Source organism: Marinilactibacillus piezotolerans (assembly GCF_900114235.1).
In the GTDB taxonomy this organism is placed as follows: domain Bacteria; phylum Bacillota; class Bacilli; order Lactobacillales; family Carnobacteriaceae_A; genus Marinilactibacillus; species Marinilactibacillus piezotolerans.
Genome location: NZ_FOSJ01000033.1, coordinates 1 through 24,636 on the forward strand (window position 1 = coordinate 1; position 24,636 = coordinate 24,636).

The 24,636-nt window shown below is 33.2% G+C and carries 26 protein-coding genes and 1 pseudogene; 17 read left to right on the forward strand and 10 right to left on the reverse strand.

The features are described from left to right. The 4 genes and pseudogenes from BM212_RS08360 to BM212_RS08375 all read left to right on the forward strand — a co-directional run. Positions 1 to 205 (forward strand): annotated as a pseudogene (locus BM212_RS08360) (IS110 family transposase); the annotation flags it as partial. A gap of 260 nt (positions 206 to 465) precedes the next feature. Then, positions 466 to 1,191, forward strand: a complete 726-nt coding sequence (gene pgeF, locus BM212_RS08365) for a peptidoglycan editing factor PgeF (protein WP_091898043.1) — start codon at positions 466 to 468, stop codon at positions 1,189 to 1,191. Positions 1,192 to 1,406: 215 nt separating this feature from the next. Then, on the forward strand, positions 1,407 to 1,682 hold the full coding sequence (locus BM212_RS08370; protein WP_072695575.1) for an autorepressor SdpR family transcription factor: 276 nt from the start codon (positions 1,407 to 1,409) through the stop codon (positions 1,680 to 1,682). Continuing rightward, positions 1,675 to 2,334 carry an SdpI family protein gene (locus BM212_RS08375; RefSeq protein WP_091898045.1) on the forward strand — a complete coding sequence of 220 codons (660 nt, stop codon included), beginning with the start codon at positions 1,675 to 1,677 and terminating at the stop codon, positions 2,332 to 2,334. The genes BM212_RS08370 and BM212_RS08375 overlap by 8 nt, the downstream gene beginning before the upstream one ends. A 45-nt stretch (positions 2,335 to 2,379) precedes the next feature. Here BM212_RS08375 and BM212_RS08380 read toward each other — a convergent pair whose 3' ends face one another. Beyond that, positions 2,380 to 3,210 (reverse strand): hypothetical protein, encoded by an 831-nt coding sequence (locus tag BM212_RS08380; RefSeq protein ID WP_091898047.1) that lies wholly within the window; start codon positions 3,208 to 3,210, stop codon positions 2,380 to 2,382. A 208-nt stretch (positions 3,211 to 3,418) separates the two neighbouring features. Here BM212_RS08380 and BM212_RS08385 point away from each other — a divergent pair, with 208 nt between their 5' ends. Beyond that, entirely contained in the window at positions 3,419 to 3,691 is a 273-nt protein-coding gene (locus BM212_RS08385) for a hypothetical protein (RefSeq protein ID WP_072695569.1), read from the forward strand. Between the two features lie 49 nt (positions 3,692 to 3,740). Here BM212_RS08385 and BM212_RS08390 read toward each other — a convergent pair whose 3' ends face one another. From BM212_RS08390 to BM212_RS08400, 3 genes are read right to left on the reverse strand one after another with little or no spacing between them, the layout of a single operon-like run. Then, positions 3,741 to 4,211 (reverse strand): PH domain-containing protein, encoded by a 471-nt coding sequence (locus BM212_RS08390; protein WP_177206397.1) that lies wholly within the window; start codon positions 4,209 to 4,211, stop codon positions 3,741 to 3,743. Between the two features lies 1 nt (position 4,212). Beyond that, positions 4,213 to 5,733, reverse strand: coding sequence for a PH domain-containing protein (locus BM212_RS08395; protein WP_177206398.1), 1,521 nt, complete (start codon positions 5,731 to 5,733; stop codon positions 4,213 to 4,215). Continuing rightward, on the reverse strand, positions 5,726 to 6,208 hold the full coding sequence (locus BM212_RS08400; RefSeq protein WP_072695563.1) for a PH domain-containing protein: 483 nt from the start codon (positions 6,206 to 6,208) through the stop codon (positions 5,726 to 5,728). Before BM212_RS08400 ends, BM212_RS08395 begins: the two co-directional genes overlap by 8 nt. Positions 6,209 to 6,737: 529 nt before the next feature. Between BM212_RS08400 and BM212_RS08405 the strand changes: the two genes are divergently transcribed. Then, entirely contained in the window at positions 6,738 to 8,117 is a 1,380-nt protein-coding gene (locus BM212_RS08405) for an FAD-dependent oxidoreductase (protein ID WP_072695561.1), read from the forward strand. Positions 8,118 to 8,185: 68 nt separating this feature from the next. On the opposite strand, the gene BM212_RS08410 is transcribed toward BM212_RS08405, so the two are convergent. Further along, on the reverse strand, positions 8,186 to 8,737 hold the full coding sequence (locus BM212_RS08410) for an NADPH-dependent FMN reductase (RefSeq protein ID WP_091898054.1): 552 nt from the start codon (positions 8,735 to 8,737) through the stop codon (positions 8,186 to 8,188). A 172-nt stretch (positions 8,738 to 8,909) separates the two neighbouring features. On the opposite strand from BM212_RS08410, the gene BM212_RS08415 reads away from it, so the two are divergent. Both BM212_RS08415 and BM212_RS08420 read left to right on the forward strand, forming a co-directional pair. Beyond that, complete coding sequence (locus BM212_RS08415) at positions 8,910 to 9,476, forward strand: TetR/AcrR family transcriptional regulator (RefSeq protein ID WP_072695555.1); 567 nt, start codon at positions 8,910 to 8,912, stop codon at positions 9,474 to 9,476. A gap of 127 nt (positions 9,477 to 9,603) precedes the next feature. Beyond that, positions 9,604 to 10,539: a CorA family divalent cation transporter gene (locus tag BM212_RS08420; protein ID WP_176935411.1), complete on the forward strand. Its 936-nt coding sequence runs from the start codon at positions 9,604 to 9,606 to the stop codon at positions 10,537 to 10,539. Between the two features lie 42 nt (positions 10,540 to 10,581). On the opposite strand, the gene BM212_RS08425 is transcribed toward BM212_RS08420, so the two are convergent. Next, a complete protein-coding gene (locus tag BM212_RS08425; protein WP_072695553.1) occupies positions 10,582 to 11,526 on the reverse strand; it encodes an aldo/keto reductase in 945 nt (314 codons plus the stop codon). A gap of 159 nt (positions 11,527 to 11,685) precedes the next feature. Here BM212_RS08425 and BM212_RS08430 point away from each other — a divergent pair, with 159 nt between their 5' ends. From BM212_RS08430 to BM212_RS08440, 3 genes are all read left to right on the forward strand, one after another. Then, a complete protein-coding gene (locus BM212_RS08430; protein ID WP_072695551.1) occupies positions 11,686 to 11,859 on the forward strand; it encodes a PspC domain-containing protein in 174 nt (57 codons plus the stop codon). Between the two features lie 93 nt (positions 11,860 to 11,952). Then, a complete protein-coding gene (locus tag BM212_RS08435) occupies positions 11,953 to 12,393 on the forward strand; it encodes a GNAT family N-acetyltransferase (RefSeq protein WP_091898057.1) in 441 nt (146 codons plus the stop codon). A 303-nt stretch (positions 12,394 to 12,696) separates the two neighbouring features. Next, positions 12,697 to 14,019 (forward strand): glycosyltransferase family 2 protein, encoded by a 1,323-nt coding sequence (locus tag BM212_RS08440; RefSeq protein WP_091898059.1) that lies wholly within the window; start codon positions 12,697 to 12,699, stop codon positions 14,017 to 14,019. A 67-nt stretch (positions 14,020 to 14,086) separates the two neighbouring features. Here BM212_RS08440 and BM212_RS08445 read toward each other — a convergent pair whose 3' ends face one another. Both BM212_RS08445 and BM212_RS08450 read right to left on the reverse strand, forming a co-directional pair. Next, complete coding sequence (locus BM212_RS08445) at positions 14,087 to 15,115, reverse strand: 2-hydroxyacid dehydrogenase (protein WP_091898061.1); 1,029 nt, start codon at positions 15,113 to 15,115, stop codon at positions 14,087 to 14,089. Positions 15,116 to 15,164: 49 nt separating this feature from the next. Continuing rightward, a complete protein-coding gene (locus BM212_RS08450) occupies positions 15,165 to 16,214 on the reverse strand; it encodes an AEC family transporter (protein WP_072695543.1) in 1,050 nt (349 codons plus the stop codon). A gap of 457 nt (positions 16,215 to 16,671) precedes the next feature. Between BM212_RS08450 and BM212_RS08455 the strand changes: the two genes are divergently transcribed. The 3 genes from BM212_RS08455 to BM212_RS08465 are packed head-to-tail and all read left to right on the forward strand — an operon-like array spanning position 16,672 to position 18,930. Next, positions 16,672 to 18,195: an ATP-binding protein gene (locus tag BM212_RS08455; protein ID WP_218149702.1), complete on the forward strand. Its 1,524-nt coding sequence runs from the start codon at positions 16,672 to 16,674 to the stop codon at positions 18,193 to 18,195. After that, entirely contained in the window at positions 18,188 to 18,448 is a 261-nt protein-coding gene (locus BM212_RS08460; protein ID WP_091898063.1) for a response regulator, read from the forward strand. Before BM212_RS08455 ends, BM212_RS08460 begins: the two co-directional genes overlap by 8 nt. A gap of 5 nt (positions 18,449 to 18,453) precedes the next feature. Then, positions 18,454 to 18,930, forward strand: a complete 477-nt coding sequence (locus tag BM212_RS08465) for a response regulator (protein ID WP_177206399.1) — start codon at positions 18,454 to 18,456, stop codon at positions 18,928 to 18,930. Between the two features lie 19 nt (positions 18,931 to 18,949). Here the strand turns inward: BM212_RS08465 and BM212_RS08470 are convergent, their stop codons facing one another. After that, on the reverse strand, positions 18,950 to 19,861 hold the full coding sequence (locus BM212_RS08470; protein ID WP_087057708.1) for an AEC family transporter: 912 nt from the start codon (positions 19,859 to 19,861) through the stop codon (positions 18,950 to 18,952). A gap of 134 nt (positions 19,862 to 19,995) precedes the next feature. Between BM212_RS08470 and BM212_RS08475 the strand changes: the two genes are divergently transcribed. After that, the gene (locus tag BM212_RS08475; RefSeq protein ID WP_087057710.1) at positions 19,996 to 20,505 is read left to right on the forward strand and encodes a ClbS/DfsB family four-helix bundle protein; all 510 of its coding nucleotides are present in this window, start codon (positions 19,996 to 19,998) and stop codon (positions 20,503 to 20,505) included. Positions 20,506 to 20,554: 49 nt separating this feature from the next. Here the strand turns inward: BM212_RS08475 and BM212_RS08480 are convergent, their stop codons facing one another. Further along, on the reverse strand, positions 20,555 to 22,315 hold the full coding sequence (locus BM212_RS08480; RefSeq protein ID WP_091898067.1) for a methyl-accepting chemotaxis protein: 1,761 nt from the start codon (positions 22,313 to 22,315) through the stop codon (positions 20,555 to 20,557). Between the two features lie 584 nt (positions 22,316 to 22,899). Here BM212_RS08480 and BM212_RS08485 point away from each other — a divergent pair. Both BM212_RS08485 and BM212_RS08490 read left to right on the forward strand, forming a co-directional pair. After that, a complete protein-coding gene (locus tag BM212_RS08485) occupies positions 22,900 to 24,087 on the forward strand; it encodes an L-lactate MFS transporter (RefSeq protein ID WP_218149703.1) in 1,188 nt (395 codons plus the stop codon). Positions 24,088 to 24,434: 347 nt separating this feature from the next. After that, positions 24,435 to 24,636, forward strand: a 202-nt coding sequence (locus tag BM212_RS08490) for a transposase (RefSeq protein WP_177206400.1), incomplete at its 3' end; no start/stop codon positions are given.

Consider the following 24,636-nt stretch of genomic DNA (forward strand, 5'->3'; position numbering starts at 1 on the left):
TTATTACTTAGTTCAAGCTGCCAACTCTGTAAGACGATATATTCCTGAGTATGAAGCCTATTACCAGAAAAAATATAAAGAAGTACCGAAAACACAACACAAACGAGCCCTCGTCTTAACTGCACGAAAATTAGTGCGTCTGGTGTTTGCACTCCTAAGCGATCACCAACTCTATATCGCAAGATCGGAGGCGATGGAGTCTTAAGAGAAACTATTTCTTAAGGACGACTATCCGAAGACATAAACCGAACGTATTTTCGAATGCGTGGCGGTTTAGTTCAGTGCACCCTTTTTTATGAAATTAGGTTGTCATTTTAATCTATTCTCTTGACTTAACACCATAATGCTTTTAGCTTAATGGTATATTTATCAGTATAGATCAAAATAATGATTTATAAAGTATTGAAGTATAGAAAAAGTTATGAGATTATAAAAGTGTGTTTACCACAAGATAGGAGTTATACAGTGCAGTCAAAACTATTATCAAAATATGGCTTACAAAATTATATTGCAGGAACAGGTTATAATTTCCGCTATCAAAAAGCCGGGAGAGCAGTAATAGAGGATGTTCAAAAAGCGATCAGCAAAATGGATATACATCCCAACGAGATTTATACGGGTCAACAGGTACATAGTGCAAATATTACTTATGTAGATGGTGAAAACGGTGAAGCGTTTGTTTTTGGAAAAACATTCAAAGAAACAGACGGATTAATTACTGATCAACCAAATGTTGCCTTCTTGATCAAGTTTGCGGATTGTACTCCTGTGGTATTATTTGATCCAGTAGCACAAGTACTGGGAAGTGTTCACTCTGGGTGGCGTGGAACAACTCAGCGTATCTCATTAAATGCTGTTGATATGATGGTTAATGATTTTAAATGTAAAAAAGAAAATATACTAGCATATTTAGGTCCGTCAATAGATATAGATCATTACGAAGTTGGATCAGAAGTCTATGATGCATTTGAAACATTTGGAAATCGTGATCAGTTTTTTAGTCCAAAGGGGAAAAAATATCAATTAAGCATGCTTGATGCCAACCTTGATATTTTAAAGAATGCCGGAATCCGTTCAGAAAATATTGAGATCGAGAAAGCTTCAACTTTTACAGATCCTAGACTTCATTCTGCTCGTGCAGAGGGGTTAGACTATCAGCTGAACGGTATTATAACAATGATGAAACCATAAAATAAATTTTAAAAGCAGCAGTTCAGTAATGTACTATCCTATACCTTGATTTTTTGATCAACATTAAAGGGCATAACATATGAACTGCTCTTTTTTTGAATTCTATTTCGAATATTTTAGAAATAATATTGACAGTTTAATTAGATAGGCGTACTATTTAGATGAAATTAGAAATAGAAAATTTATTAATTAGATAATATAGAAAGGAAAATATAATGGGATTTCCCGAGACCTTTAAAGCTTTATCTGATCCGGTTCGTAGAGAGATTCTGGTATTACTGAAAGATCAGCGGATGACAGTGGGAGAGATAAAAGAACACTTTGATATAGCTGGAGCAACACTATCTTATCATTTGAACCAATTAAAAAAAGCAGATTTGATTCATGAAGAGAAGTATAAAAATTTTATTTATTATGAATTAAATATATCAGTATTTGAAGAAACCATGCTCTGGTTTTCTCAGTTTAGAAAGGAAAATAGAAATGATTAACTTCAGAAAACAGACTTTAATCATTACAACTCTCGTCTGTTTATTACCAATAGTATTAGGGGTATTTATGTATAGAGATTTGCCAGATCAGATACCAGTCCACTGGAACGCTGCTGGAGAAATCGATAATTATATGTCCAAACCGTGGGCTATATTTGGATTGCCTGTATTTTTTGCTGTCATAAACATCATTAGCATTACAGCCATAACCAATGATCCCAAGCGACAAAATCAATCTAAGTGGATGAAGAGAATGATCATCTGGCTGGTTCCTGCACTTTCAGTAATTTTATTACCTATTTCTTTGTTTATTTCAATCGGAATCAGTATCTCTGTTCCTTTTGTTGTTACGCTATTGATTAGTATTTTATTTATCGTGATAGGAAATTATTTACCTAAATCAAGGCAGAATTATACAATTGGGATTAAATTACCTTGGACATTACATGATGCAGATAATTGGAATAAAACTCATAGATTAGGCGGTGTTTGCTTTATAGCAGGAGGCATTATTATATTTATAAGTAATCTATTTCAGCTAGGAAGTCAACCTGGTTTACTACACTTCATTATCACTATAAGCACAATTATACTCATGATTTTGGTTCCAACTGTATATTCATTTATTTTGTACCGAAAGGATCCATCTTAACTAAATGAACAGAGCTGAACCTTTATAAAGGTTCAGCTCTATTTATTATTCGAATGAGGTTGTCATTTCAAGTGCATCAAGCGGCACTTCAGATGTCATAAGCTGATAGACCATTTCTTGATCCTGCCATCTGATATCTACACTTACTTCATCCCCACCTGCTGGATAATTTACATAGACCATTCCAGTATCATCTGGGGCTGGGAGATAATTTTCTTCTAGAAACTCCACCATCTGCTTAGCAATATCAGGATTATTCATCTGATCTTCACTGGCAGATTCAATTAAGAATTGCCAATTTCCTTCTGACCATCCAAAATATTGAGTACCCGCTGCACCTTCACCATATCCGGTAATATCATGTCCTAGATCGGTACTGTTTTCTTCTATTTTACCAACTGTTTTTCCATCAGTAAAAGTACGCAGTTCTTCATTTGCCAAATCAGAATTTTTATACATTGTTCCTGAGACTTCTACAAAGGACTGATCCTGTTCAGTTAAATATTCTACTGTATATTGGTCTGGATTATTTGTTACAATATTAGTAGAAAGAGAAGATTTCTCCACATCAGGAAAGGTAGTCGGTAACAGTACCTTGCTGGAGTCCATATCTAATTGGATATCGTTTGAGGATGACTGACTATCAGATTCATCATTTGATTCATCTTCACCATTTTCTTCTGTAGAAGATCCATCTTCCTCAGTCGATTCTTCACTTGAATCCTCAGTACTTTCAGAAGAAAGATCTGAGTCCTCAGCAGTCCCGACTTCTTCGGAAGTGGATTCATCACTAGAGCTAGAATCATCAGAACAGCCAACTAACAGTGCGCCAGTCAAGCTAAGTGCTAATAATTTAGATACATTAATTTTGTACATATTAAGTCGTCTCCTTTCGATAATTTAATGATAACAAGACTGATTCAATAACTTAAATGTTTAATCTTAAAATCATAAAATTATCAACAAGTATAAGAAGCATTCATATTTTAGCTTAATAAATTTTTATTATAAGAAAATTTAAACTTAGAGATGTTTATTATGATAGATTTTATATAGAGTTGAAAAAAATAGAAGGGAGAAAATAATGAAAAACCAAATCAATACATACTTGTTTTCAGGAGCTGTTTTTAGTCTAGGTATAATAGTCATTGGTTACTTTTTATGGACGATACTAATACCAATCCAAGACCTCGACATGATGAGTGATGCAGAGCTTTACCGTGTACAACAGGAAGTCGCACTGAATTATCCGCTAGGCAGATTTATGCTTTATTTAGGATTTTTCTTATTTACAATCTTCACATTCGCATTACTATTCAAGTGGATTTACCTTAGACTGAAAGGAACTGACTATTGATAAAATAACTAAACCCATACTCGTAATCTATGCAGAGTATGGGTTAAATTTATATGGTTTTCTGAATAATTTGTTGAATCCATTTTTGTAATTTTAAAGCTTCTTGAGAATTTATCTCAGGTAATTTATAGGTAGTTGATGCTGTTGTAATGCGCAAGGAAGTCAAATTGAATTTTTTTGCAATCGGTCCGACATTTGATTCTATATTTTGGATACGAATCATAGGAATCGTTACTTTATTTCGAAACCATACACCGGTTTTTAACATGATTCGATCATTATCAAAACTATACCTCCAATATTTTCCTTTTAAATCAGGAAGTAGAAAGATGAAGAAAATTGAGCTGATGAAAATAAGAGATAAAGCCACAATTATCATCCATCTGGGAATCGTTAATTCGGCAAAGAAATGTAAGGACCCTAAAGCTGCTAAAACAACTATAGAAGAAGTGACTACCTGTAATACAGCTTTTATTCGCCAAAGTTTGATTACTTTAGAATCGACTTTTCGTATATCCATATCAATTAATTCCTCCATTTCTAAACCATTCAAATATTTTAAAGGCATCTTTTTCTTCAATATATTTTAATTTGAATTCCTTTGAAGCTATACCATGAGCAGTACTGAAATTAGTTTTCATTAAGTTGGCTCTTTTCAAAAAAAGATTTTGCTTAACTTGTAAATTTAAAATTCTATTCTTTGGTACATATGTCTTAGTCAGTGCAAATAGTGTAGGCGTTTGTACTGTAATTTCATTTTCACAAAGATGATATCCCGTCAGCTTGTATGAACGATATCCATAAAAACCGTAAAAAAGAATTAATATAAGACCAGCAATCCAGGCATATACCCAGAACATTATGCTGATAGCAGCAGCGATGATCAGCCAGAATAATACGGGAAATTGAATAAATCTTCTGATTGATCGCACTGGAACAACATTTTCAACAGGAGATAATACAAACTCTGGGAAACATTGTTTTACTAGTGGATTCAATTTTTCGGATTTAACGATAGGAAACAAAACGACTTGTCCATCTTCTTTAATTTCTGTTTTGTTTTCATTGTTTTTTTGAGATGAATCACTAGTAAGACCTAAAGAGAAAGTGGTGTAACCAAAAAATTTCATCAGCCAGTTTTGTTTTTCTTCTAATGTTTGAACATTTTTTAGTGGAACTGTCTGACTTTGTGTTTCTAATAATCCTTTTTTTATATTTAAGTGTTCTCCAGACAAGGTTACTTTATAGCCATAGTTTTTAATGATTGAAGCAATAATGCCGATTGTATAAATTAGAATCATTCCGATAAAAATCGAAGCCAATAAAATAATGATAGAAGCACTGATGAAAACGGAGCCTACTTCAGTGAATAAGTCATCTAAAGGCAGGTCAGTAAGAAAATTGAACCCTATTAAAAAAATGAAAAATCCACGAAAAATCGCACCGTTCAATATAGTCATTTTGACTATCTCTCCAACAGATAACTGAAGCAATGTAGTTTCTGCTGGAGCATCTTCAGCTTCTGATCGAATGACTTCTGAGTTGTCATCTACTGCAAGCTTATCTTCAGGAAATTCATCTTCAGTTCTTTTGTTTAATGATATTTTTAATTGGTTCAAGTAATCGGACAACGCTTTATACTGACTGACAGAAAGAGCATCCAGGATAAGACCTTGACCAGGTGTATTCACCGTAATCTTGGTGACTTTAAGCAGTCGATGCACGATATCTTCACTAGTATCAATGCTTTGTATTCGACTAATTTGAATATCTTTTTCTTTTTGTATAAATAAACCGGTTTGGAGTACCAAACGATTACCTTCAATCCAATAATAAGTGCGGAAATATTTTACAGTTTCTACTACAAATAGAAGTAAGGATAAAGCCAAAAAAATGCCTAAAAAAATTAAGATATTTGATAAATCAGGTTCTTGAAAGAAAGCCAATACAATAATGAAAAATGAACCAGATAAAATTCTTACCAGAATATTATAGAATTGAGTGACTAAAGTTAATTTATGTAATCGCTGCTTATTAAACATCTGAATCAACCTCCTTGATCTGGTTAAGTATTTGATCATGTAGAGTTGAAGCTTCTTTTGTCAGCAGCAGTGGGATATCATGAGAAGTACCAGCAGTAAATACTTTTACATCTCGAACATCAAATCTTCTGGATAGAGGTCCTTCTTCAATTAATACGTGTTGAATTCTTTCAATTGGAATAATCTCACGCGATTTAAAAAAAATTCCTTTCATAATTTCTAAGTATAAAGGATGCACTTCATAACGAATTGACCGTAACCGCAGAACAGGGAGTATAAAATAATCTATACTAGTTATGAAAATCAGTAGTATGATATATATTGGAATTAGCCAAGTGTGCCAGTTTAACCAAAGAGTAAACATAATTAAAATACTGCAGATAATTAAACTGATGATAGAATTTGCCAGACTCTGAGCCTTGTCATACTGGACGACTTTCTGATCGAGTTGTTTTGTGGGAGGGGATTGTTCCATTTTATATTCTCCATTCTTGAAAAGTAATAGTTGAATTTTCAAAACATAAATCATATTATAACAATCTTACTTTAATATTTCACTATTTATTCGTAATCAAAAAATTATGAAACTATCCACTGCTTGTAGAATATTAGAACCGATTTAAAAGAATTAATACACAATATTACTTATTAATAATAAGTGTTTGAGAAAAAACCTATAAGTATAGGGATTTCTTATTGAACTAATTTGAGCAATTCTCTTGTATTTTGTTCATTCTGGAGTATAATGATTATGGAAATGACAAAAATGTTATTTTCAGTTGTAACTAGTGCAGTGAATCACCGGGTAAGGGATATTGAAGAAAGCATTCAATTATACGATTGGAACTATTCACTAGTTTAGAATAGAAGAAAACAGAATTTTTCAATTTCTGTTTATAAAACTATTTATTCTGAATTGTGAATTTGGTAACTTTCGGCCTGATATTTCTCTGTTCTTCGTTGTTAAAGAAAACACAATATATTTTCTAGGAGGAAAATTAAGAATGAAAGTAGTAGTAGTAGGTTGTACACACGCTGGGACATCGGCGGTTAAAACTATATTAAGTGAAAATCCTGAAGCAGAAGTAACTGTATATGAAAGAAACGATAATGTCTCTTTCCTATCTTGTGGTATTGCTTTATTCGTAGGTGGAGTTGTTAAAGACCCTGCAGGATTATTCTATTCAAACCCTGAAGAATTAGCTTCTTTTGGTGCTGAAGTAAAAATGGAACATGATGTATTAAACATTGATACTAAAGGGAAAAAATTAACGGTTAAAGATCTTAAAACTGGGGAAGAAACAGAAGATACTTTTGATAAATTAGTTGTAACAACTGGTTCTTGGCCAATTATTCCTCCAATTGAAGGAATCCAAAGCAAAAATGTAGTATTATGTAAAAACTATAATCAGGCAAAAGAAATTATTGCCCGTAAAGAAGATAAAAAGAAAATCACTGTCGTAGGTGGAGGATACATTGGTATCGAGCTAGTGGAAGCTTTCGCTCAAGATGGTAAAGAAGTAACATTAGTTGATGGACTTGACCGTATCTTAAATAAATATCTTGACTCTGAATTCACAACTGTTTTAGAAGATGATTTAAGAGAACGTGGAGTAAAAGTTCAGTTAAATGAAATGGTTCAAGGATTTGTAGATAGTGAAGATGGAACAACTACTACAGTTAAAACATCTGGTGGAGAATACGAATCAGAATTGGTTATCTTGTGTGTTGGTTTCCGTCCAAATACCGAACTTGTTAAAGGACAAGTTGAAATGCTTGGTAATGGTGCAATCATCGTTGATAACTATATGCGTACAAGTAATCCAGACGTATTTGCGGCAGGCGACAGCTGTGCTGTAAACTACAATCCAACTGGTGGACACGCTTATATCCCATTAGCAACTAATGCTGTTCGTATGGGACTATTAGTAGGTAAAAACATCAAAGAACCAACAATGGAATACAGAGGAACTCAATCAACATCTGGGTTACACTTATTCGGCTGGAACATTGGTTCAACAGGCGTGAGTGAAGCAAGTGCTCCAGTAATGGGTCTTGAAGCTCGTGCTGTTATGTTTGAAGATAACTATCGTCCGGAATTCATGCCAACTAATGAAAAAATCATGATGAAACTAGTTTATGAAGTTGGAACAAAACGTATCGTTGGTGGACAAGTAATGTCTAAATATGACATCACTCAATCTGCAAACACATTGTCATTAGCAATCCAAAACAAAATGACAATTGAAGATTTAGCTTTAGTAGACTTCTTCTTCCAACCAGTATTTGACCGTCCATGGAACTACTTGAACTTATTAGGACAAGCAGCTATGGCTCACGAAGCTGAATTAGAAAAAGAATCAATGAACGCTGGATCTAATTAATTAATTTTTTTGAACAAAAAAAAGAGGCTTGCTATTTAGCAAGTCTCTTTTTTTATTATAATTAATGATTAATTTCTTACAGTTTTAAGAGCTTTACCCCAAGAATTTACTTGGTCAAATAATGAAGTCATGTTTTCAAGGTGTAATTCAGCTGGTTTGAATGTAGTGAAATTTTCAAAATCTAAGAATAGTGAAAATGTTGGATGTGTACGAACATCTGCAATAAATAATTCTCCTAAAATTCCACGTAAGTGTTCAGCTGCACGAGCTCCACCAGTTGAACCGTAACTCATAATACCGGCAGCTTTATTATGCCATGAAGTTGGTGCAGCAACGTCTAAAGCATTTTTTAATGCAGCTGGAAGGCCGTGATTATATTCAGCTACTACAAATACAAAAGCATCTAATGAGTTGATTTTTTCAGTCCATTTTGCTAATCCTGGTTCTGTTCCGTCTGTTGTTCCTAGGAAAGGTAAGTTGTATTCTGCGATATCAACGATCTCATAAGTCGCATCATTTCTTTGATCTGCAATTTGTTTTGCCCATTCTCCAACTTGTTCACTTACGCGTCCTTCTCTAGTGCTTCCTAAAATAATACCAATATTTAATTTTTCAGTCATTGTTTATTCTCCTAGTCTGTATTTTATTTTTATTTACTACTGTTGTTTTTCCAACAACTGTTGTATAATCTTATTATAACTTACTTTAAATAAGTAACAACCAACAATTAACTGGTTTTGTTGCTTATCCAACAAATTAATGAAAATGTCGTATAAAGGTGGAACAGCAGGTATGGAAACTACAAAAACGATCGATATTCGTAAAGTCAGAACTAGGCACTCAATTATTGAAGCTTTCATGAAATTGTTACAACAGAAGAGATTTGAAGCAATAAAGATTAGTGATATAACAAATGAAGCAATGATTAATAGAGCAACATTTTACTATTACTTCGCTGATAAATATGAATTATTTGAAATTGTAACGAGAGAAAATTTGTTGAAAAATATTCGAAGTGAGTTAGCCGAGAATAAAAATTTTTGTGAGAATACTTTGAAAAATCTATTTTTATCATTGACTCAATTTCATGAAGAACTTTCTGATATGTGTACGAAAAGTTATGAAGATTTAGCTTCAGGTACTGAAGCGATATTGCGAGAAGAAGTAGAGCAAGTATTACTGCAGGCATTGAAGTCTAGGTATAGCTCTAAAAGTGAAATAGAGATCAGAAGCTCAGCAACTGCTTTAAGCTGGATGTTATATGGAGCAGCCTATGAGTGGAAATCAAATAGTCAGTTGGATGCAGAAGTGTTTTTCCAACAGATGATGGTTTCTATAGAAAAAATCATAAATGAATAATAGAATAATCACTAGAGATCCCAGATAAAAAAGGATATCTAGTTTTTTATTTTCTTTGAACATGCGATAATAGGGTAACTAAAGAAATACAGTTCAATCATCATTCAATATGAAAGGAGCCAAAATGATGATCACTTATTATAACTTTCAAAATAACCAGTTAAATAATAGTCTAGAGGATCTAGCAAAATGGATTGCGGTCAATAATCCAACTAGTCATGAAGTAGAAAAGTTAGGGAAATATTATGATATTCCATTAGATATGTTTGTGACTCAGTATTTTCCAGAGAATATGACTGAAATTGAACATTTCAATTCTGAAACATTAGGGAACTGCGCTTTTCTTGTGCTGATTAATTATAAAACCAGTAAACCGCATTCAATAGAAAAAGGTCTTTATCCGATCACCTTTATTTACAATAAGGAAAAAATGATTTCGATAACAGATAAAAGGGATGTGTCGATCACGCCTTCAATAAAGAAAGATTTATCAGAAGCCGTTCAACCTAGTCAGCTGATTGTTGGATGTATTTTAAATATGTATCAAATATATACTGTAGAGATTAATCGTTTGAAAAGAGCTATTGATGAAATCAGCGAACGAGCACGTTCCACAACTAAACGAGAGGTCTTAACGGACTTAGCGGATGTGGAGAGAGATATGGTCTTTTTAGAACAAACGTTAGTTGATCAGAAAGCAACTATTGAAAAGTTACTTGCTAGTGAGTTGTTCCAAAGTATGGCTACGGAAGAGAGGCATGTACGAGAAATAAAACGAAAAATAAAGAAAACAGATAAACTCATTAGTTTAAATAGAGATTTGATTGATACTACGGGTGGGTTGATTTCGGATATGCTCGATAGTAAGTTGAATGGCATTATGGAATATTTGGATTCTGCTCAATTAGTGATTGCGATTCCAACACTGATTTTTAGTTTATGGGGAATCAATACAGGAGGACTAATTGGGAAAGACACGCCTTTAGGCTCTCTATCAGTTGTAATCTTTGCTATATTATTAGGGTGGACAACTTATTTATATTTAAAAAAGAAAGAATATTAAAAACTACCAGAAGGTTGCTTTCTGGTAGTTACTCGGTTTAGCTTATTTTAATTTATAACTTTTTGGAAAAAGTTCTGAAATAAAATTAATTTCTTCTTGAGTAAGCTTGATATTTGCAGCTTCCAGATTCTGTTCCATTTGGTTTCTGTTTCTAGCTCCAGGAATCACAGCATTTATTACATCTTTAGATAAATAGTATGCCAAAACAATATTTTGTATTCCTGTATTATACTGATCAGCCAATGTATTTAGACGATCTACTTTTGAAAGAATCTCACTATAGGTGGGTTCTTGAAATTGTGGACGACTTCTTTGTCTATCACTTAACTGGGTATCTTTATCATATTTACCTGCAAGTAAGCCTGAAGCAAAAGGGAAATAAGGAATAAAGCTGATATTTTTTTCATTATAATAGGAGAAAACAGATGATTCAGCTTCTTGATTCAGTAAGTTATATTCATCTTGAACAACGTCGATATCGTTATGAACATTAGCTTCCTTAATTTGATCCAATGAAAAGTTAGAAACACCGATCGAGCGAATTTTTCCTTGTTCTTTCAAGCGAGATAAGGCACCAATTGCTTCTGCCTTAGGTGTGTCTTCGTCTGGAAAGTGAATATAATAAAGATCAATATAATCTGTTTGAAGTCTTTGTAAACTGTCTTCAACTTGTTTAGTCAGAAAATCAGGAGAATTATTCAATTTGATTTCTCCATCTATAATTTCATGTGCCCCTTTCGTAGCAATTACAATATCCTTGCGAAGATTATGTTTTTTCAAGGTTTCACCAATAATAGACTCTGATTTGCCGTTTCCATATATGAAGGCAGTATCGATGAAGTTCAATCCTTTTTCGATAGCATCTAAAAGAATTTCACCACCGTATTCAGTATTGGTAGAAGGATCAGCGTCACTAATTTTGTTGGCACCTAATCCGATTGGATGAACTTGTAACCCTGATTTACCTAATGTGACTAACTCACTCATGAAATCTCTCCTTTATTAATCGATTCTATTAATAGTATAAACGAATTGAAAAGCGAATAGAAGAATCTTGTGTTGTCTTATGGGTAATTAGTTGATTTTTTCGCTAAAGAACGTTATTTTAAGAGTAACAAAATTATTTATAGAAGAGGTGATTTGAAAATGGGAGGAAAACTTACTAAATCTTCTACCGATAGAGTCTTTTCGGGAGTATGTGGGGGAATAGCAGAATTCACGGGTATTTCAGCATGGGCTATAAGAATTTTATTTTTGCTTTTGCCGTCAAACTTACTGATCTACATTATTTTAGCATTCGTTATGCCAGAAGAGGATTAACAATAAATACTTTCCATTCCTTGTCTAATGGTCTAAATTAGATAAGGTTTTTTTATTAATTAGTTAATATTTATTTGAAGTAGGTGAACCGGTATGGAAAATATGCTCATAAAAAGAATCTCTACACATAATCCTGAATATACGCTTTCACTTAGCTTAAGAGATTTAGTATTAAGAAAGCCCTTAGGTTTGGATATAAAGCAAGATAATCTCTCCCAAGAAGAGAAGGCTATACATTTTGTGGTTATTTCTGGAAATAAAGTTGTGGGAACACTATTTTTAATTGAAACAGATCGAAATAGTTATCAAATGAAGCAAGTAGCTGTTCATCCTGATTACCAGGGACAATCTGTAGGAACTAAATTAGTTTTATTTGCAGAAAAATGGGCACAAGATAATGAAGTACAAAAAATCTGGTTACATGCTAGAATCAATGCGTGGTCATTTTATCAAAAGCTAGGTTTCATATTTACTAGTGATGAATACAAACAAGTGGGTATCGTGCACAAGACGATGGAAAAACACTATTTATAAAATAGAATGCATTGGAATGTTATATAACATTCTGGTGCATTTTTGTTACCCCATAATTGTTTCCATATCGTTCAGTAAAAAGAAACTTATTTAAATAAGCGTTCGATATGTTTATCTGCTATTTGTAAGTAACCGAACTATACGCTCTACAAAGTATAAATCAATTATTTGCTTGATTCATTTTAATGAGAGGAAATAGATTTATAAACTGTTACATTTTGTACATAATATTGATGGATATCCTATTTCCTTAAATCGTTGCAATTAGTATGCTTAATAAATTAAGCAATAGGAGGCTCTTTCATGATCGGTAATAAACCAATAAAGAAACATTATATTTCTATTAATAAAAAGTTTATACTTTCTATAACATTTGCATTTATTTGGCTTATTATTTCTATCTATTTTTCTCTACCATGGGTTCATGATTTAGGAGTGATAACTACACCATTTATAGCAGTGGTGATTATAGCAGGAATCGGTTATGTTCCGGGATTAATTAATTCTTTTATTATCATGAGTTTGTTACTGGACAGGCAGCCTAAGTTTAAAACGATAGATCCAGAAGTGCCTATAACGATTATTATCGCATGCTATAACGAAGAAGAAACTATTGCAAATACCCTTTCTTATATAAAAAATCAAATTTATGATGGGGAAATTAAAGTGATCGTTGTGGACAACGCCTCTACTGATCAGACGGATCAACGATCTATAGAAGCAGGAGAAGAATTAGAGTTAAATTTGCAAGTGATTTATGCAAAAGAACCTGGAAAGTTTAATGCCCTTAACGAAGCGCTTAAAGTTGTAGAGACGGACTATGTGATTACATTGGATGCTGACACATTATTGCATAAATTAGCTGTAAAGCATGTTGTCTCTAGAATATTAACAGCGCCTGCTTATACATGTGCTGTAGCAGGATCAGTACTTGTAAGAAATAGTAGACAAAATTTACTAGCTAGACTACAAGAATGGGAATATTTTTTAGGGACCGCGAGTATTAAACGAATGCAAGGTATGTATCAAGGAACGTTAGTTGCACAAGGGGCGTTCTCTCTGTATACAACGGATATATTGAAGCAAGTTGGTGGATGGCCAGATGCGATTGGAGAAGATATTGTACTAACCTGGAAGATGCTTAGGGAAAATAAGCGGGTGTATTTCGAACCGATGGCAGTCGCATTTACAGAAGTACCTAGTAAATTTATTCACTTTTATAGACAGAAAAGCCGTTGGGCAAGAGGCATGATTGAAGGGCTTAAAGCTGTGAAACCATGGGAACAACCGATTAAGTATATTCGTATTTTAACCGGTATCAATTTATTAATGCCTTATTTAGATATTGTTTACACTTTCGCGTGGATACCAGGATTAGTACTGGCATTCTTTGGATTCTTCTGGATTATTGGACCTATGACACTTTTGGTTTTGCCCTTAGCGTTATTGCAGAACTATATTTTATATGTATATCAAAAGAAAGTATTCAAAGAGTTAAACTTGAGCATACGGAAAAACAGGTTTGGATTTATTATTTTTGTATTGTGCTATCAACTGATTATGAGTCCGATTTCTATTATGGGATATTCCCATGAAATATTTGCAAAGAAACGAGTATGGAAATAATATGTAAAAATTAAAGCAGTAAATGATTCAGTATAAACTGTTTCATCTACTGCTTATTTTAAAAGTGTTATACGGTCATAGAAGTTTTTTCTGGTAGGGCTACATCGTTAGTTGAATAACCTTGTCTGATTAAACTGTCTAAATTTTCATAACTGGTTTCAATCATGTTTTTTAAAGCTTCATCCGTATTTGAACCGACATGTGGTGTAATCAATACTCTAGGATATAGATCAACCAGCCCTTGTATGACGGGATCGTCTAAGGATTGATCTTCGTCATATTTCTTAAAGAAAATGGAGGATTCGTTTGCAAAAACATCTGTAGCAATTCCATCTAATTTGTTTGAGTTTATAGCATCTAAAAGTGCCTGATTATCTTGGAGTTCACCTCGAGCTGTATTAATTAAAATGGCTTTATCTTTCATTTTATTGATAAATTCTGAATTAATCATTTGATCATTTTCACCTGGAATATAGGGAACATGTACACTAATGATATCACTTTCAGCTAACACGTCGTCTAAACTTTTAAATTCTACAGTTTCTTTAGCGCTATCACTTTGGTAAACATCATATCCTAGTACATTCGCTCCTAGACTTTTGAATAATGAGGCTTCTGTTTGACCGATTTTACCTACTCCAATAATACCAACTGTACAATTTCTTATTTCTTTACTGAACATAGTGGTATCGATTCTGAAGTCTTTTTTTGCTGTTCTGTTAGTTGTATAGGTTGTATGACGTAATAAAGACATAGCTAGTGTTAATGATAACTCAGCAATGGCATTGGGTGAATATGACGGTACTCTAGCTACCATCATATTGTAATCAGCTGCAGCTTCTAGATCAATATGGTTAAATCCAGCTGTTCTGGTTAACAAATATTTTACGCCATATTCAGCAAAATTTTTAATGTTTTTCCTATCAGCAAGGCAGTTACCTCTGAGAATGATAGCATCCATTCCCATAGCAGCTTCAGCATTATCGTGATTTAGTAATGATTCTACTAAGTTTAATTTATAATGAAAAGTATTTAACTTTTCAAAATATTCTTTTTCATTTGGTCTAACGCCATAACAAACAATTTTGACTGTCATATACATTCTCTCCTTGGAAGTAATAGTAATTTTCGATTTTTGAGTTTAATTAAAAGATACCTAATGAGTCAAGCATACTTATAATCACAATCCATATAGGCATCATTACAACAGCAGATATGGTAGAGAGTAAAGATGCGTTTGAAGCGAGTAGGGCATCCTTATCAAAGCTAATGGCATAAGCTGCGGCTACTGTTGCTGTTGGTGTTGCCATCATAACTACAATTGTTCCTAATCCGACTAGACTGACTGGTAAAATATTTGTTAAAGTCAATATGAGTAGAAACGCAATGTTGATAATTGGAACTAAAATAACTTTGGCAAAGCTGTAAAACCAGGAAGTATTTGAAGCGGCTGCTTTTTTAAAGCTAACTTCACCTAAGGTTGAACCGATGGCTAACCATGCTAGTGGAGAAGCAATTCCTGCTAGATAAGTCATGGGTTGAAACAACCATGGAGCTGTCTGATCAATTCTTAAAAAAGCAACTTCAGTTAATCCGGTTTCGGTTGCTACAGTAACTTGTGGTAAGTATCCTTGCACCAACCATATGAACAATCCTAAAAAAGTAGCAAGAACAATCGGATTTAAAAACATTGATTTAACGTTTTTCATTTCCATTTTTAAGCCACTCATTTTGATGTATCCATATGAATACAAGAATATTCGGTATCCAATATTAAAAATTGAAGCATAAAGCACACCTTCTGTTCCATATATTGCGCCCACAATCGGAATACCGAAAAATGTTGTTGAGCCAAAAATAGTTAGAACACGAAGTGTATCTTGTTCATCACCTTTGAACTTCATGAAAATAGGTTTAGAAAGTACGATCAGAATGATATAAATAGCAATTCCCCAGATTAATACGTTTCTTCCTTCAGCTAATGAACTTGGATCAATATCTTGCATAAATGCTTTAAAAGCTAATGCGGGCAAAGCAACTGTTAACACAACTTTTGAAAGGATTTTCCCAACTTGATCATTGAAAATTTCTTTTTTACGTGCGATGAAGCCTAAGAGAATAATAAAAATTGTAGATGAAATAGCACTTAATATAGTCATGTCAGTAAGAGTAGTATTTAATATATCGAAAAACATGTAATTCCTCCTGTATGTTCGTTTATTCACATATAAATCTAAGTGATAAATTGTCGACATTTACCTTTAAGAAAACTATATAGTTATTTTGTGATTAAATGAACAATATAGAAGTAAAGTAAGTTTCGTAACTTATGTAAGCAAGATATTATTATATGAGATTTAATAAATACTATGATATAAGGTGGATATATTTCTTGAATAAGATAAACCAATATTATTTTCTAAAGTTTAAATTGTTAATTTATGCACATAAAAATCAACTTTACTTGATCTTTATATAATGGTAGGTTTATATTTAATGAGAGTATTGCCTTAAATAAATTTATAAAGAATGGATATTGTGAAAATAAAAATGAATAGACAAAAATGGTTTCGCTTTTTATCTTTGAGATCTTTAATGATCTTATTGATATTGCTTACAGTCTTTTTTTCTCTAGGAGCTTCAGCATTACTAGTGCAAAATTATGTTGTAGACAGAGAATATCAGGTAATCGAAAATAAAATCTCATCCATTGCCAGAATTGTAGCGAAAGATGATCGAGTTATTGGTGCTGTTACGAATGAAGTGATAGATCCAGAGGTACAAGAGTATGCAAATGAAGTTTTAGCAGATACAGATGTAGAATTTATCGTTGTCTTGGATAATAATCTAATAAGATACTCGCATCCAGAGAAAGCGGTAATTGGTGGAAAGTTCTCTAATATTGAAGATGCTAGCCGGGCGTTAGATGGCAGTGAACATTTTTCTGAACATATTGGAATTTTAGGAGCTGGCAGGCGTTTTTTTACGCCAATTATAAACGAAGCTGGAGAACAGGTGGGAATCGTATGTGTAGGAATTACAAATGAAACGATTGCCATTCAAAATCAGGCAGCTCAAGAAAAACTAATTTATGGATTAGCTGTGGGGTTAATGGTTGGATTAACAGGTTCTATTTTATTAGCAAACAAGATTAAAAAAACATTGTTAGGTTTAGAGCCGAAACAAATTGCTACGAGACTGAAAGAACGAAAAATTATTACAGATGCTGTGGTTGAAGGAATTATTGCTATTTCCATGGATAAAAAAGTCTTGCTGATGAACGAGAATGCAAAAGCTATTTTTAAACAAGCTAATCTTCCAGAAATAGTTTCTATGAATGGAGAAGTGAGTGGAGAACTATACACGGTTTTATTCTCAGAGTGCTTTTCTACTAAAGAGACAGTTTCTGATCATTCGCTCGTCCTGAATCATTTAGATATCGTGGTAAATATTTCCCCTATATGGATTAATCAAGAATTTTCAGGGGCTGTAGCGACAGTAAGAGATCAATCGGAAATGAAGCATCTATTAAGAGAGTTGAGTGGCACTGAACAATATATAGACTCACTGCGTGCTCAAAGTCACAATTTTTTGAAGCAGTTACATGTTATTTTAGGGTTAATTGAATTAGAAAAATACGAGGAAGTTAAAAGCTATATTTCTATATTAAATAAAGACTACCATGAAGAAATAGGATATATTACCGAAAAAGTTAAATCTCCTGCACTAGCTGGGTTCCTGTTAGGTAAATCAAGTGAGGCGAAAGAAAAACAAGTTCTGTTAACAATTGATAAAGATTCTTATTTTCCAAACATTGAAGTAAATAGTTTGACTCGCCATCTGATTGTGGCAATAGGCGTCTTGTTGGATAATGCCTTTGAAGCTGTACAAACACAAAAAAGAAAAGAAATCTCACTTTATTTGCATTATGATAAAGATGAAGGAATATTGACAATAAAAGTCACAGACACGGGAATTGGAATGAGCTCAGAAGAAAAGAAGAAAATTTTTCAAAGAGGATTTTCTACAAAAGGAAATAAAAGAGGATACGGATTAGATGCTGTTCAAACGATTATCCGCTCTTATAATGGGATTATAGATGTCGAATCTAAAGAGCAAATTGGCAGTAAAGTACTAATTGAATTAGATTATAGGTTGGAGGAAGGTCATGATTGATGTTTTAATTGTTGAAGATGATCCTATGGTAGCAATGTTGAATAAAGAATTTTGTGAACGTATGGAAGGATTAAAGGTAATTGGACACGCTGAATCGACAGCAGATGCTTGGAGTATAATTGACCAACAAGAGCCAGATTTGATTTTACTTGATATTTATTTGCCTGGTCAGACTGGTCTTGAGTTTGCCGAATCATTAAAGAAAAAGGGATCTTTATACCGATACTTTTTATTTCAGCAGCGGATGACATAGAATCTGTGCAGCAAGCAGTTTATTTTGGTGCAACCGATTATTTGATAAAACCATTTACTTTTGAAAGATTTCAAGCTTCATTAAAAAAAATAATAAAATTTGATCAGGCATTATCGAAAGGGAAAGTAACGAATCAGAAAACATTGGATCAGTATTTCTGCAACGAACAAATTATACAAAGTGAAATGGATTCTAACAAGCTTTCCAATAGAAGTTCAATAGAATTTCCCAAAGGAATATCAAAGATTACAATGAAAAAAGTAGTCAAACAAATTCTTATTACTAAAGAGTGGTTCACGACTGAGAACATAGCAACTGAAATAGGTATTTCTCGAATTTCTACAAAAAAATATATCCAATATTTGGTTGATTTACAGATTTTGGATGAGGAAATGGATTATAATACGGTAGGAAGACCAGCTATAATTTATCAAATAAATGAGAATAGTGCAGTTGAAATTGAGCAGTTTGTATACAAATAAAAAGCAGAAGCTTTGACATTTAAGCTAACAATGTCAAAGCAATGGTCATAAGTATAAGTGAAAATATGATACTTATAGAAGATAAAAAGCTTGATGTAGATCGCTTGTTTCCATAAACGATCATATTGATTGTTGAGACAGTTCCAACAGGTGCAAGCGTAACTAACACTAGGGAGAAACGTACAATTTCTGGTAATGGAAGAACAAAGTAGAATAAAACGGCTACCGCAATAGCGAGTGTATAACGAACAGATAATAATTTAGATATTTTTCTAAGTGAAGATGTATCCATATCTATTTCCAAATAAAGCCCAACCATAAACATGGATAAAAAGGCATTACCGCTGGAAAATAACTCTACTACTGAAGTGATCGTTTTTGGAATCGTGATCCCAAGTAAAGCGAGTAGGAACATGAAAGTATAGGTCGTAAAAGAGGGGGAATGGAATAAACGCAAAGCTCTTTTAATATAACTGGATTCTTCTCTTTCTTGGCCTAATATTTTATCTACAACCATGGGGGATCCGCCGAACAGCATTAAAGCATTTCCCATATCAAAGCTTCCAATAAATGGAATGGCGGCGGGGAAAAAACCTTGAACAAAAGGAATAGTAAAATTACCAATGTTGAATCCTCCTTGAGAGAACATCATCATTGCGCGATCAACAGGGTCTTTTTTTCGCCAAAATAAGCTACCGATTAGAACAAGTACTAAGTTAGTAAGCAACCCTAAACCAATCATAATAAATAAGATGACATCAACTTTTACGGCATTGAAACCGACAATGATTGTAGCAGGGAGAGTAATGTTTAAAATGATTTTTTGAAGAATGGTGCCATCAGTCGACCGTAAAATTCCAGTTTTTTTAAATAAGTAGGCCACCAGAACGACGAGAAGGAAACTGAGAGATTGGATAAGAATCATGGCCATATGCAGAAACTCCTTAAACAGTATCATTAAAAATAATGTACTTTTATCATAAGCTGTTTTGTTGATTTGTTCAAGCGATTCTAATTGTATTACCTGTTAGATCCCTTATATAAGGTTAAAAAGGAGATAAAAAAATGAGTAGACCACAGACAAAGACAGAATTAATAGAAGCTGCAGAAAAAGAATTTAACATGCTATTTTCTTTGATTGAATCCATTCCTGAAGAAAAAAGAATGGAGAGCTTTCCATTTGAAGATCGTGATAAGAATATAAGAGATGTTTTGATGCATTTATATAAATGGCATTTGATGATGTTGAAATGGTACGAGGTAGGGATGCAAGGTGGAATTCCCGCAATGCCAGCAGAAGGATATAGTTGGAAAGAACTTCCAGTACTAAATCAGAAAATCTGGAAATCTGTACAGAGTGTATCCCTTTTAGAATCAGAAGAAAAATTGATTGATAGTCATGAAAGAGTTATGCAGTTAATTCAGGAACATACAAATGAAGAAATGTTTACAAAAAAATATTATAAGTGGACGAAGACTACTTCATTAGGCAGTTATTTCATTTCTAATACATCCAGCCATTATATCTGGGGGCAGAAAAAAATTAAAAAATTTAAGAAATCTATTAATGATTAGGAAAAAGATCCTTTAGCTGAAAATAGCTAAAGGATCTTTTTCAATGATATTAGATTTTAAATCCTTTAAGGAGATTATCCATATTTTGTGCTAGTTCAACTAATTGGGAAATTTTTCCACCTTCACCAGCAATTTCTTCCATGGAACTATTGATCTGTTGCGTAGCAGCTGAAGTCTCTTCTACTCCGGCTGCGGATTCCTCAGAAACAGAAGCGACTTCTTCAATAGAAGCGTTCATGTCATCGGTGTTATGTTTTAGTTCAGATAAGTTAGTATTGATTCCTTGAATATTTTGAGCGACATCGTTTAAAGATTTTGATATCTGTTTGAAAGTGTCACCCGTTGCTTTGATTTGAGAGGTTCCTGTTTGAACTTCTGCATAACCTTCTTGTAAGGATTCGCTTACCCCTTTAGATTCCAATTGGATTGTTTGTACAAACCCAGTGATTTCTGAAACAGATACATCGACTTGTTCCGCTAGTTTACGGACTTCATCGGCCACAACAGCAAATCCTTTACCATGTTCACCAGCACGGGCCGCTTCAATAGCCGCATTTAAAGCTAATAAGTTGGTTTGGTTGGCCACATTTTGAATAATTTCGACTAATTTTGAGATTTCTTGTGTTTGCATATCTAATTGATCGACTTTTTCAACTGATTGTTTTACAATGTCATTTATTTTTACCATCTGAGATTCAGATGATTCCATTAATGTAGTACCGTTAGCTGTTTCTTTCAGTACTTTCTCTGATAAAGTATTGATGTGTTGTCCACTTTTATTTGTTGCATCAACTTTTTGTGAGAAGTCATCCATAATTGTAGATAGTTTACTCGCAGTATGTGCTTGCGTTTCAGAACCTTCAGATAGTTCTTGCATCGTCATTGCGACCTGGTCTGTTCCAGACATCACTTCTGAAGAAGTTTCAGATAATTCTTTACTATTGTATGACAAGAGGTAAGACACTTCTGAAATGTTTGATAGGATGTCTTTCAAGCGATCTTGCATCGCATTCGCAGAGTCTGCCAATTGTCCTGTTTCATCTTTATTTGAGATACTCAGATAATCATTTTTTAAATTGCCTTCTTTAATATCGTTCATTCTTTCCATGACTTTTTTAACGGGTATTGAAATTGATCTGCTAGTTAATAAAGCAATGATAATCGCTAGTATAATAACGATAATAGAAACAATAAGATTGATTGAGAGACCTGTCTGTCCTATATCAATAATGTTTTCTCCAGATTCATTAATCACTTGTTCTTGGTTTCTTGCGGATTCAGCTAGCGTATCCAGCATAAAAGTAGTAGTTGGAGCAAGTTCGTCCATATTAGCTAGCGCTTCTGTTTCATTTCCAGCCGCATAAACATCAAATACATCTCTCAACATGCCTTGAGTCCATTCTTCGTGGGTGGTAATAAATTCATCTACGGTATCTGAATTAGAAAGTTCTCCTAATGTCTTTACGTATGGCTGTACAGCTTCAGCATTCTCTTCGAACATATCTCTATATTTTTCATTGCCTGTCATCAAGTAGGCACGAACATTTGTTGAACGTCTAGCTACTGAGAACCCAACTCGTTCATCAGCGATCATTAAAGGTATCTCATGAGTAACCATTGTTTCAGTTTCTTTATTTGTATGAAGAGTAGAAATACTTGTTTCTACCATCAATCCAATGATAAATAGGATAACTAAAATAAAGCCGAACAAAATTTTAGCTCTCAAACTTTTAAATTGTATTAGGCGAAGTCCTTTTGATTTATCTTTGATGCCTTTTTGTTTGTTTGTTTGTGTTTCTGTTCTATCCATTTTACATCACTCCCTTACCCTTATTATCGGAAAGCTCTACAAAGTGTTTATGGTGGTAGCAATTTAAAACACTTGTTACTTATAAATAGTAAATGTTAAGAATGATAGGTATGATAAAAATGTATTATGGATAAAATATAATCATAAATAAAAAAATTATATTTTAAAGTGTAGTAGCCAATGCTAAGTAACTATTTCATCTAAAATCATTGATAATCAAACATATAATAGAATAAAGAGCAAGTAATCAATTTTAGTGTTCTAATTATAATTACACGCTTAGAATAAACTTCAAATTGAGTAATTATAAAAAAGAGAACAATAAGTAAGAAGTGAACGAAATGTTACGAGTGAAAAAAAGTAAACTATTTTGAATATCAAACTTATTAATCTAAAATTAAATCTGATTGATAGCCATAGAACGAAAGGTATATTTAATATATTTTAAAGCAAATTAGCTGAAAAAGTTTATATTTGAAAGATAACTGAAAATGTAAAAGGAATGGTGGTTTTGAAAATGAAGATATTGCAATTAATCATTCATTCAATATAATGATTATTAGAATACTAAGGGGGGACCGCATTTGAAAATATCTTTTAATAGATGGTGGGTTGTAATAGGCGCTGTATTAGTGCAGCTTTGTATTGGTGGAGTATACACTTGGAGCCTTTTCAATCAACCATTGTCTGATGCATACGGGTGGGATTCCAATGGTGTATATTTAGCCTACTCTATGGTTATCTTCATTTTTGCATTGACGACTATAGTCTCAGGTCGCTTGCAAGATAAGTATGGACCACGAAAAATAGCTACGATTGGGATTATCTTGTATAGTTTAGGCTTGATGCTGACTTCAACGGCAGAGTCATTGTGGCAATTATATTTATATTACAGTGTAATAGCTGGGGTTGGAATCGGATTTGTGTATGTCTGTCCACTATCAACTTGTGTTAAATGGTTTCCGGATAAAAAAGGATTTATAACTGGAATAGCCGTAGGGTCATTTGGACTAGGCGGATTCTTATTTAATTCTTTTATTCAATCATTTATTGCATCTGTTGGCGTATCAAAAGCTTTTTTTTATCAGAGTGTTATTTATATTATTATAGGATTGATAGGTGCACAATTACTTAGACAACCTAAAGTAAATACTGAAGAAGTAAGCAGTAAAATTATTAATGATAATGAATTTACTGTTACTCAGATGATGCAAACAAAATCTTTTTATCTAATTTGGTTTATTTATCTGACAGGTACAATTACTGGGCTGCTTGTTATTGGTCTTGCACGCGACATTGGAATAGATGTAGCAGGACTGGCACCAGCAGTAGCTGCAAATGCAGTAGCTTTAGCAGCTGTTTTTAATGCTGTAGGCAGAATTACTTGGGGGATTCTTTCAGATAAATTTGGAAGACTGCGCGTTATCTCAATAATGTTTGTATTAACTGCTATAGCAGTAGGGTTGTTGAGTACAATAACGCCAAATGCTTGGTTATTCTTTGGGATTGTAGCGATGATTGCATTTTGTTTTGGAGGATTTTTAGCAGTTATTCCGCCACTTACAAGTGATTATTACGGCATTCAAAATCTGGGTGCGAATTATGGGTTAGTGTATCAAGGTTATGGTATTGCTGCTCTTGTAGGTCCTATGCTGATTCCCTTAGTCGGTGGATTTAGATCGGCATTTCTAGTAGCAGCGCTATTAACTATAGTTGGTCTACTTCTATCATTATTTGTAAAACCACCATTAAAATTAAAGAAAACCATTTAAATGATTCGTTACTAAAAAACTTCTGCTTTTAAAAGCAGAAGTTTTTTAGTATTCAATATTGCAGTTGTGATATGAGGTTTAACGAGTTAAAATCATATCACACTTATAAATAACACAGATTATGTTAAATTGAATACAGATAATTTGCTTAGTGCACCTAAATTCATTTAAAATTGACCAGTATACTTATACCTGAATAATTCATACTTTCTTTTGGAACATGTAGAAACTGCCTAACGGCAGGTGAAATTAACTTTTTATATCATCACCCTTTAAGTGATGAAAAAAGAACCCCTTTCTGATATGGTAAAGGTGACTAAACCAACCACAAGAAAGGAGTTCTTCTAATGATTAGCTTACACAAAAATCAAGTTAAATTCAATTCAAACATCACTATTTCCCATACAGGTGGTCGCTTATCAAGCGATTCTGGATTAGTCTTAGTTAAAGAAGTCATGAATACCTTCAATTTCTCTGAACTGGCCAAAGGCCTGTTGCACATAACGGATCATCGTGCCTATTTCACCCATGATAATATAGCGATACTTG

Excerpts from the sequence above, each read along its gene's own strand:
- BM212_RS08380 (WP_091898047.1), bottom strand. The coding sequence starts at position 3,210 with ATGTACAAAATTAATGTATCTAAATTATTAGCACTTAGCTTGACTGGC.
- BM212_RS08410 (WP_091898054.1), bottom strand. The coding sequence starts at position 8,737 with ATGACTGAAAAATTAAATATTGGTATTATTTTAGGAAGCACTAGAGAA.
- BM212_RS08445 (WP_091898061.1), bottom strand. The coding sequence starts at position 15,115 with ATGACAGTCAAAATTGTTTGTTATGGCGTTAGACCAAATGAAAAAGAA.
- BM212_RS08370 (WP_072695575.1), top strand. The coding sequence starts at position 1,407 with ATGGGATTTCCCGAGACCTTTAAAGCTTTATCTGATCCGGTTCGTAGA.
- BM212_RS08475 (WP_087057710.1), top strand. The coding sequence starts at position 19,996 with ATGAGTAGACCACAGACAAAGACAGAATTAATAGAAGCTGCAGAAAAA.
- BM212_RS08430 (WP_072695551.1), top strand. The coding sequence starts at position 11,686 with ATGGGAGGAAAACTTACTAAATCTTCTACCGATAGAGTCTTTTCGGGA.
- BM212_RS08400 (WP_072695563.1), bottom strand. The coding sequence starts at position 6,208 with ATGGAACAATCCCCTCCCACAAAACAACTCGATCAGAAAGTCGTCCAG.
- BM212_RS08395 (WP_177206398.1), bottom strand. The coding sequence starts at position 5,733 with ATGTTTAATAAGCAGCGATTACATAAATTAACTTTAGTCACTCAATTC.
- BM212_RS08420 (WP_176935411.1), top strand. The coding sequence starts at position 9,604 with ATGATCACTTATTATAACTTTCAAAATAACCAGTTAAATAATAGTCTA.
- BM212_RS08405 (WP_072695561.1), top strand. The coding sequence starts at position 6,738 with ATGAAAGTAGTAGTAGTAGGTTGTACACACGCTGGGACATCGGCGGTT.
- BM212_RS08415 (WP_072695555.1), top strand. The coding sequence starts at position 8,910 with ATGGAAACTACAAAAACGATCGATATTCGTAAAGTCAGAACTAGGCAC.
- BM212_RS08390 (WP_177206397.1), bottom strand. The coding sequence starts at position 4,211 with ATGGATATACGAAAAGTCGATTCTAAAGTAATCAAACTTTGGCGAATA.
- BM212_RS08480 (WP_091898067.1), bottom strand. The coding sequence starts at position 22,315 with ATGGATAGAACAGAAACACAAACAAACAAACAAAAAGGCATCAAAGAT.
- BM212_RS08425 (WP_072695553.1), bottom strand. The coding sequence starts at position 11,526 with ATGAGTGAGTTAGTCACATTAGGTAAATCAGGGTTACAAGTTCATCCA.
- BM212_RS08375 (WP_091898045.1), top strand. The coding sequence starts at position 1,675 with ATGATTAACTTCAGAAAACAGACTTTAATCATTACAACTCTCGTCTGT.
- BM212_RS08450 (WP_072695543.1), bottom strand. The coding sequence starts at position 16,214 with ATGTTTTTCGATATATTAAATACTACTCTTACTGACATGACTATATTA.
- BM212_RS08385 (WP_072695569.1), top strand. The coding sequence starts at position 3,419 with ATGAAAAACCAAATCAATACATACTTGTTTTCAGGAGCTGTTTTTAGT.
- BM212_RS08460 (WP_091898063.1), top strand. The coding sequence starts at position 18,188 with ATGATTGATGTTTTAATTGTTGAAGATGATCCTATGGTAGCAATGTTG.
- BM212_RS08470 (WP_087057708.1), bottom strand. The coding sequence starts at position 19,861 with ATGGCCATGATTCTTATCCAATCTCTCAGTTTCCTTCTCGTCGTTCTG.
- BM212_RS08440 (WP_091898059.1), top strand. The coding sequence starts at position 12,697 with ATGATCGGTAATAAACCAATAAAGAAACATTATATTTCTATTAATAAA.
- BM212_RS08435 (WP_091898057.1), top strand. The coding sequence starts at position 11,953 with ATGGAAAATATGCTCATAAAAAGAATCTCTACACATAATCCTGAATAT.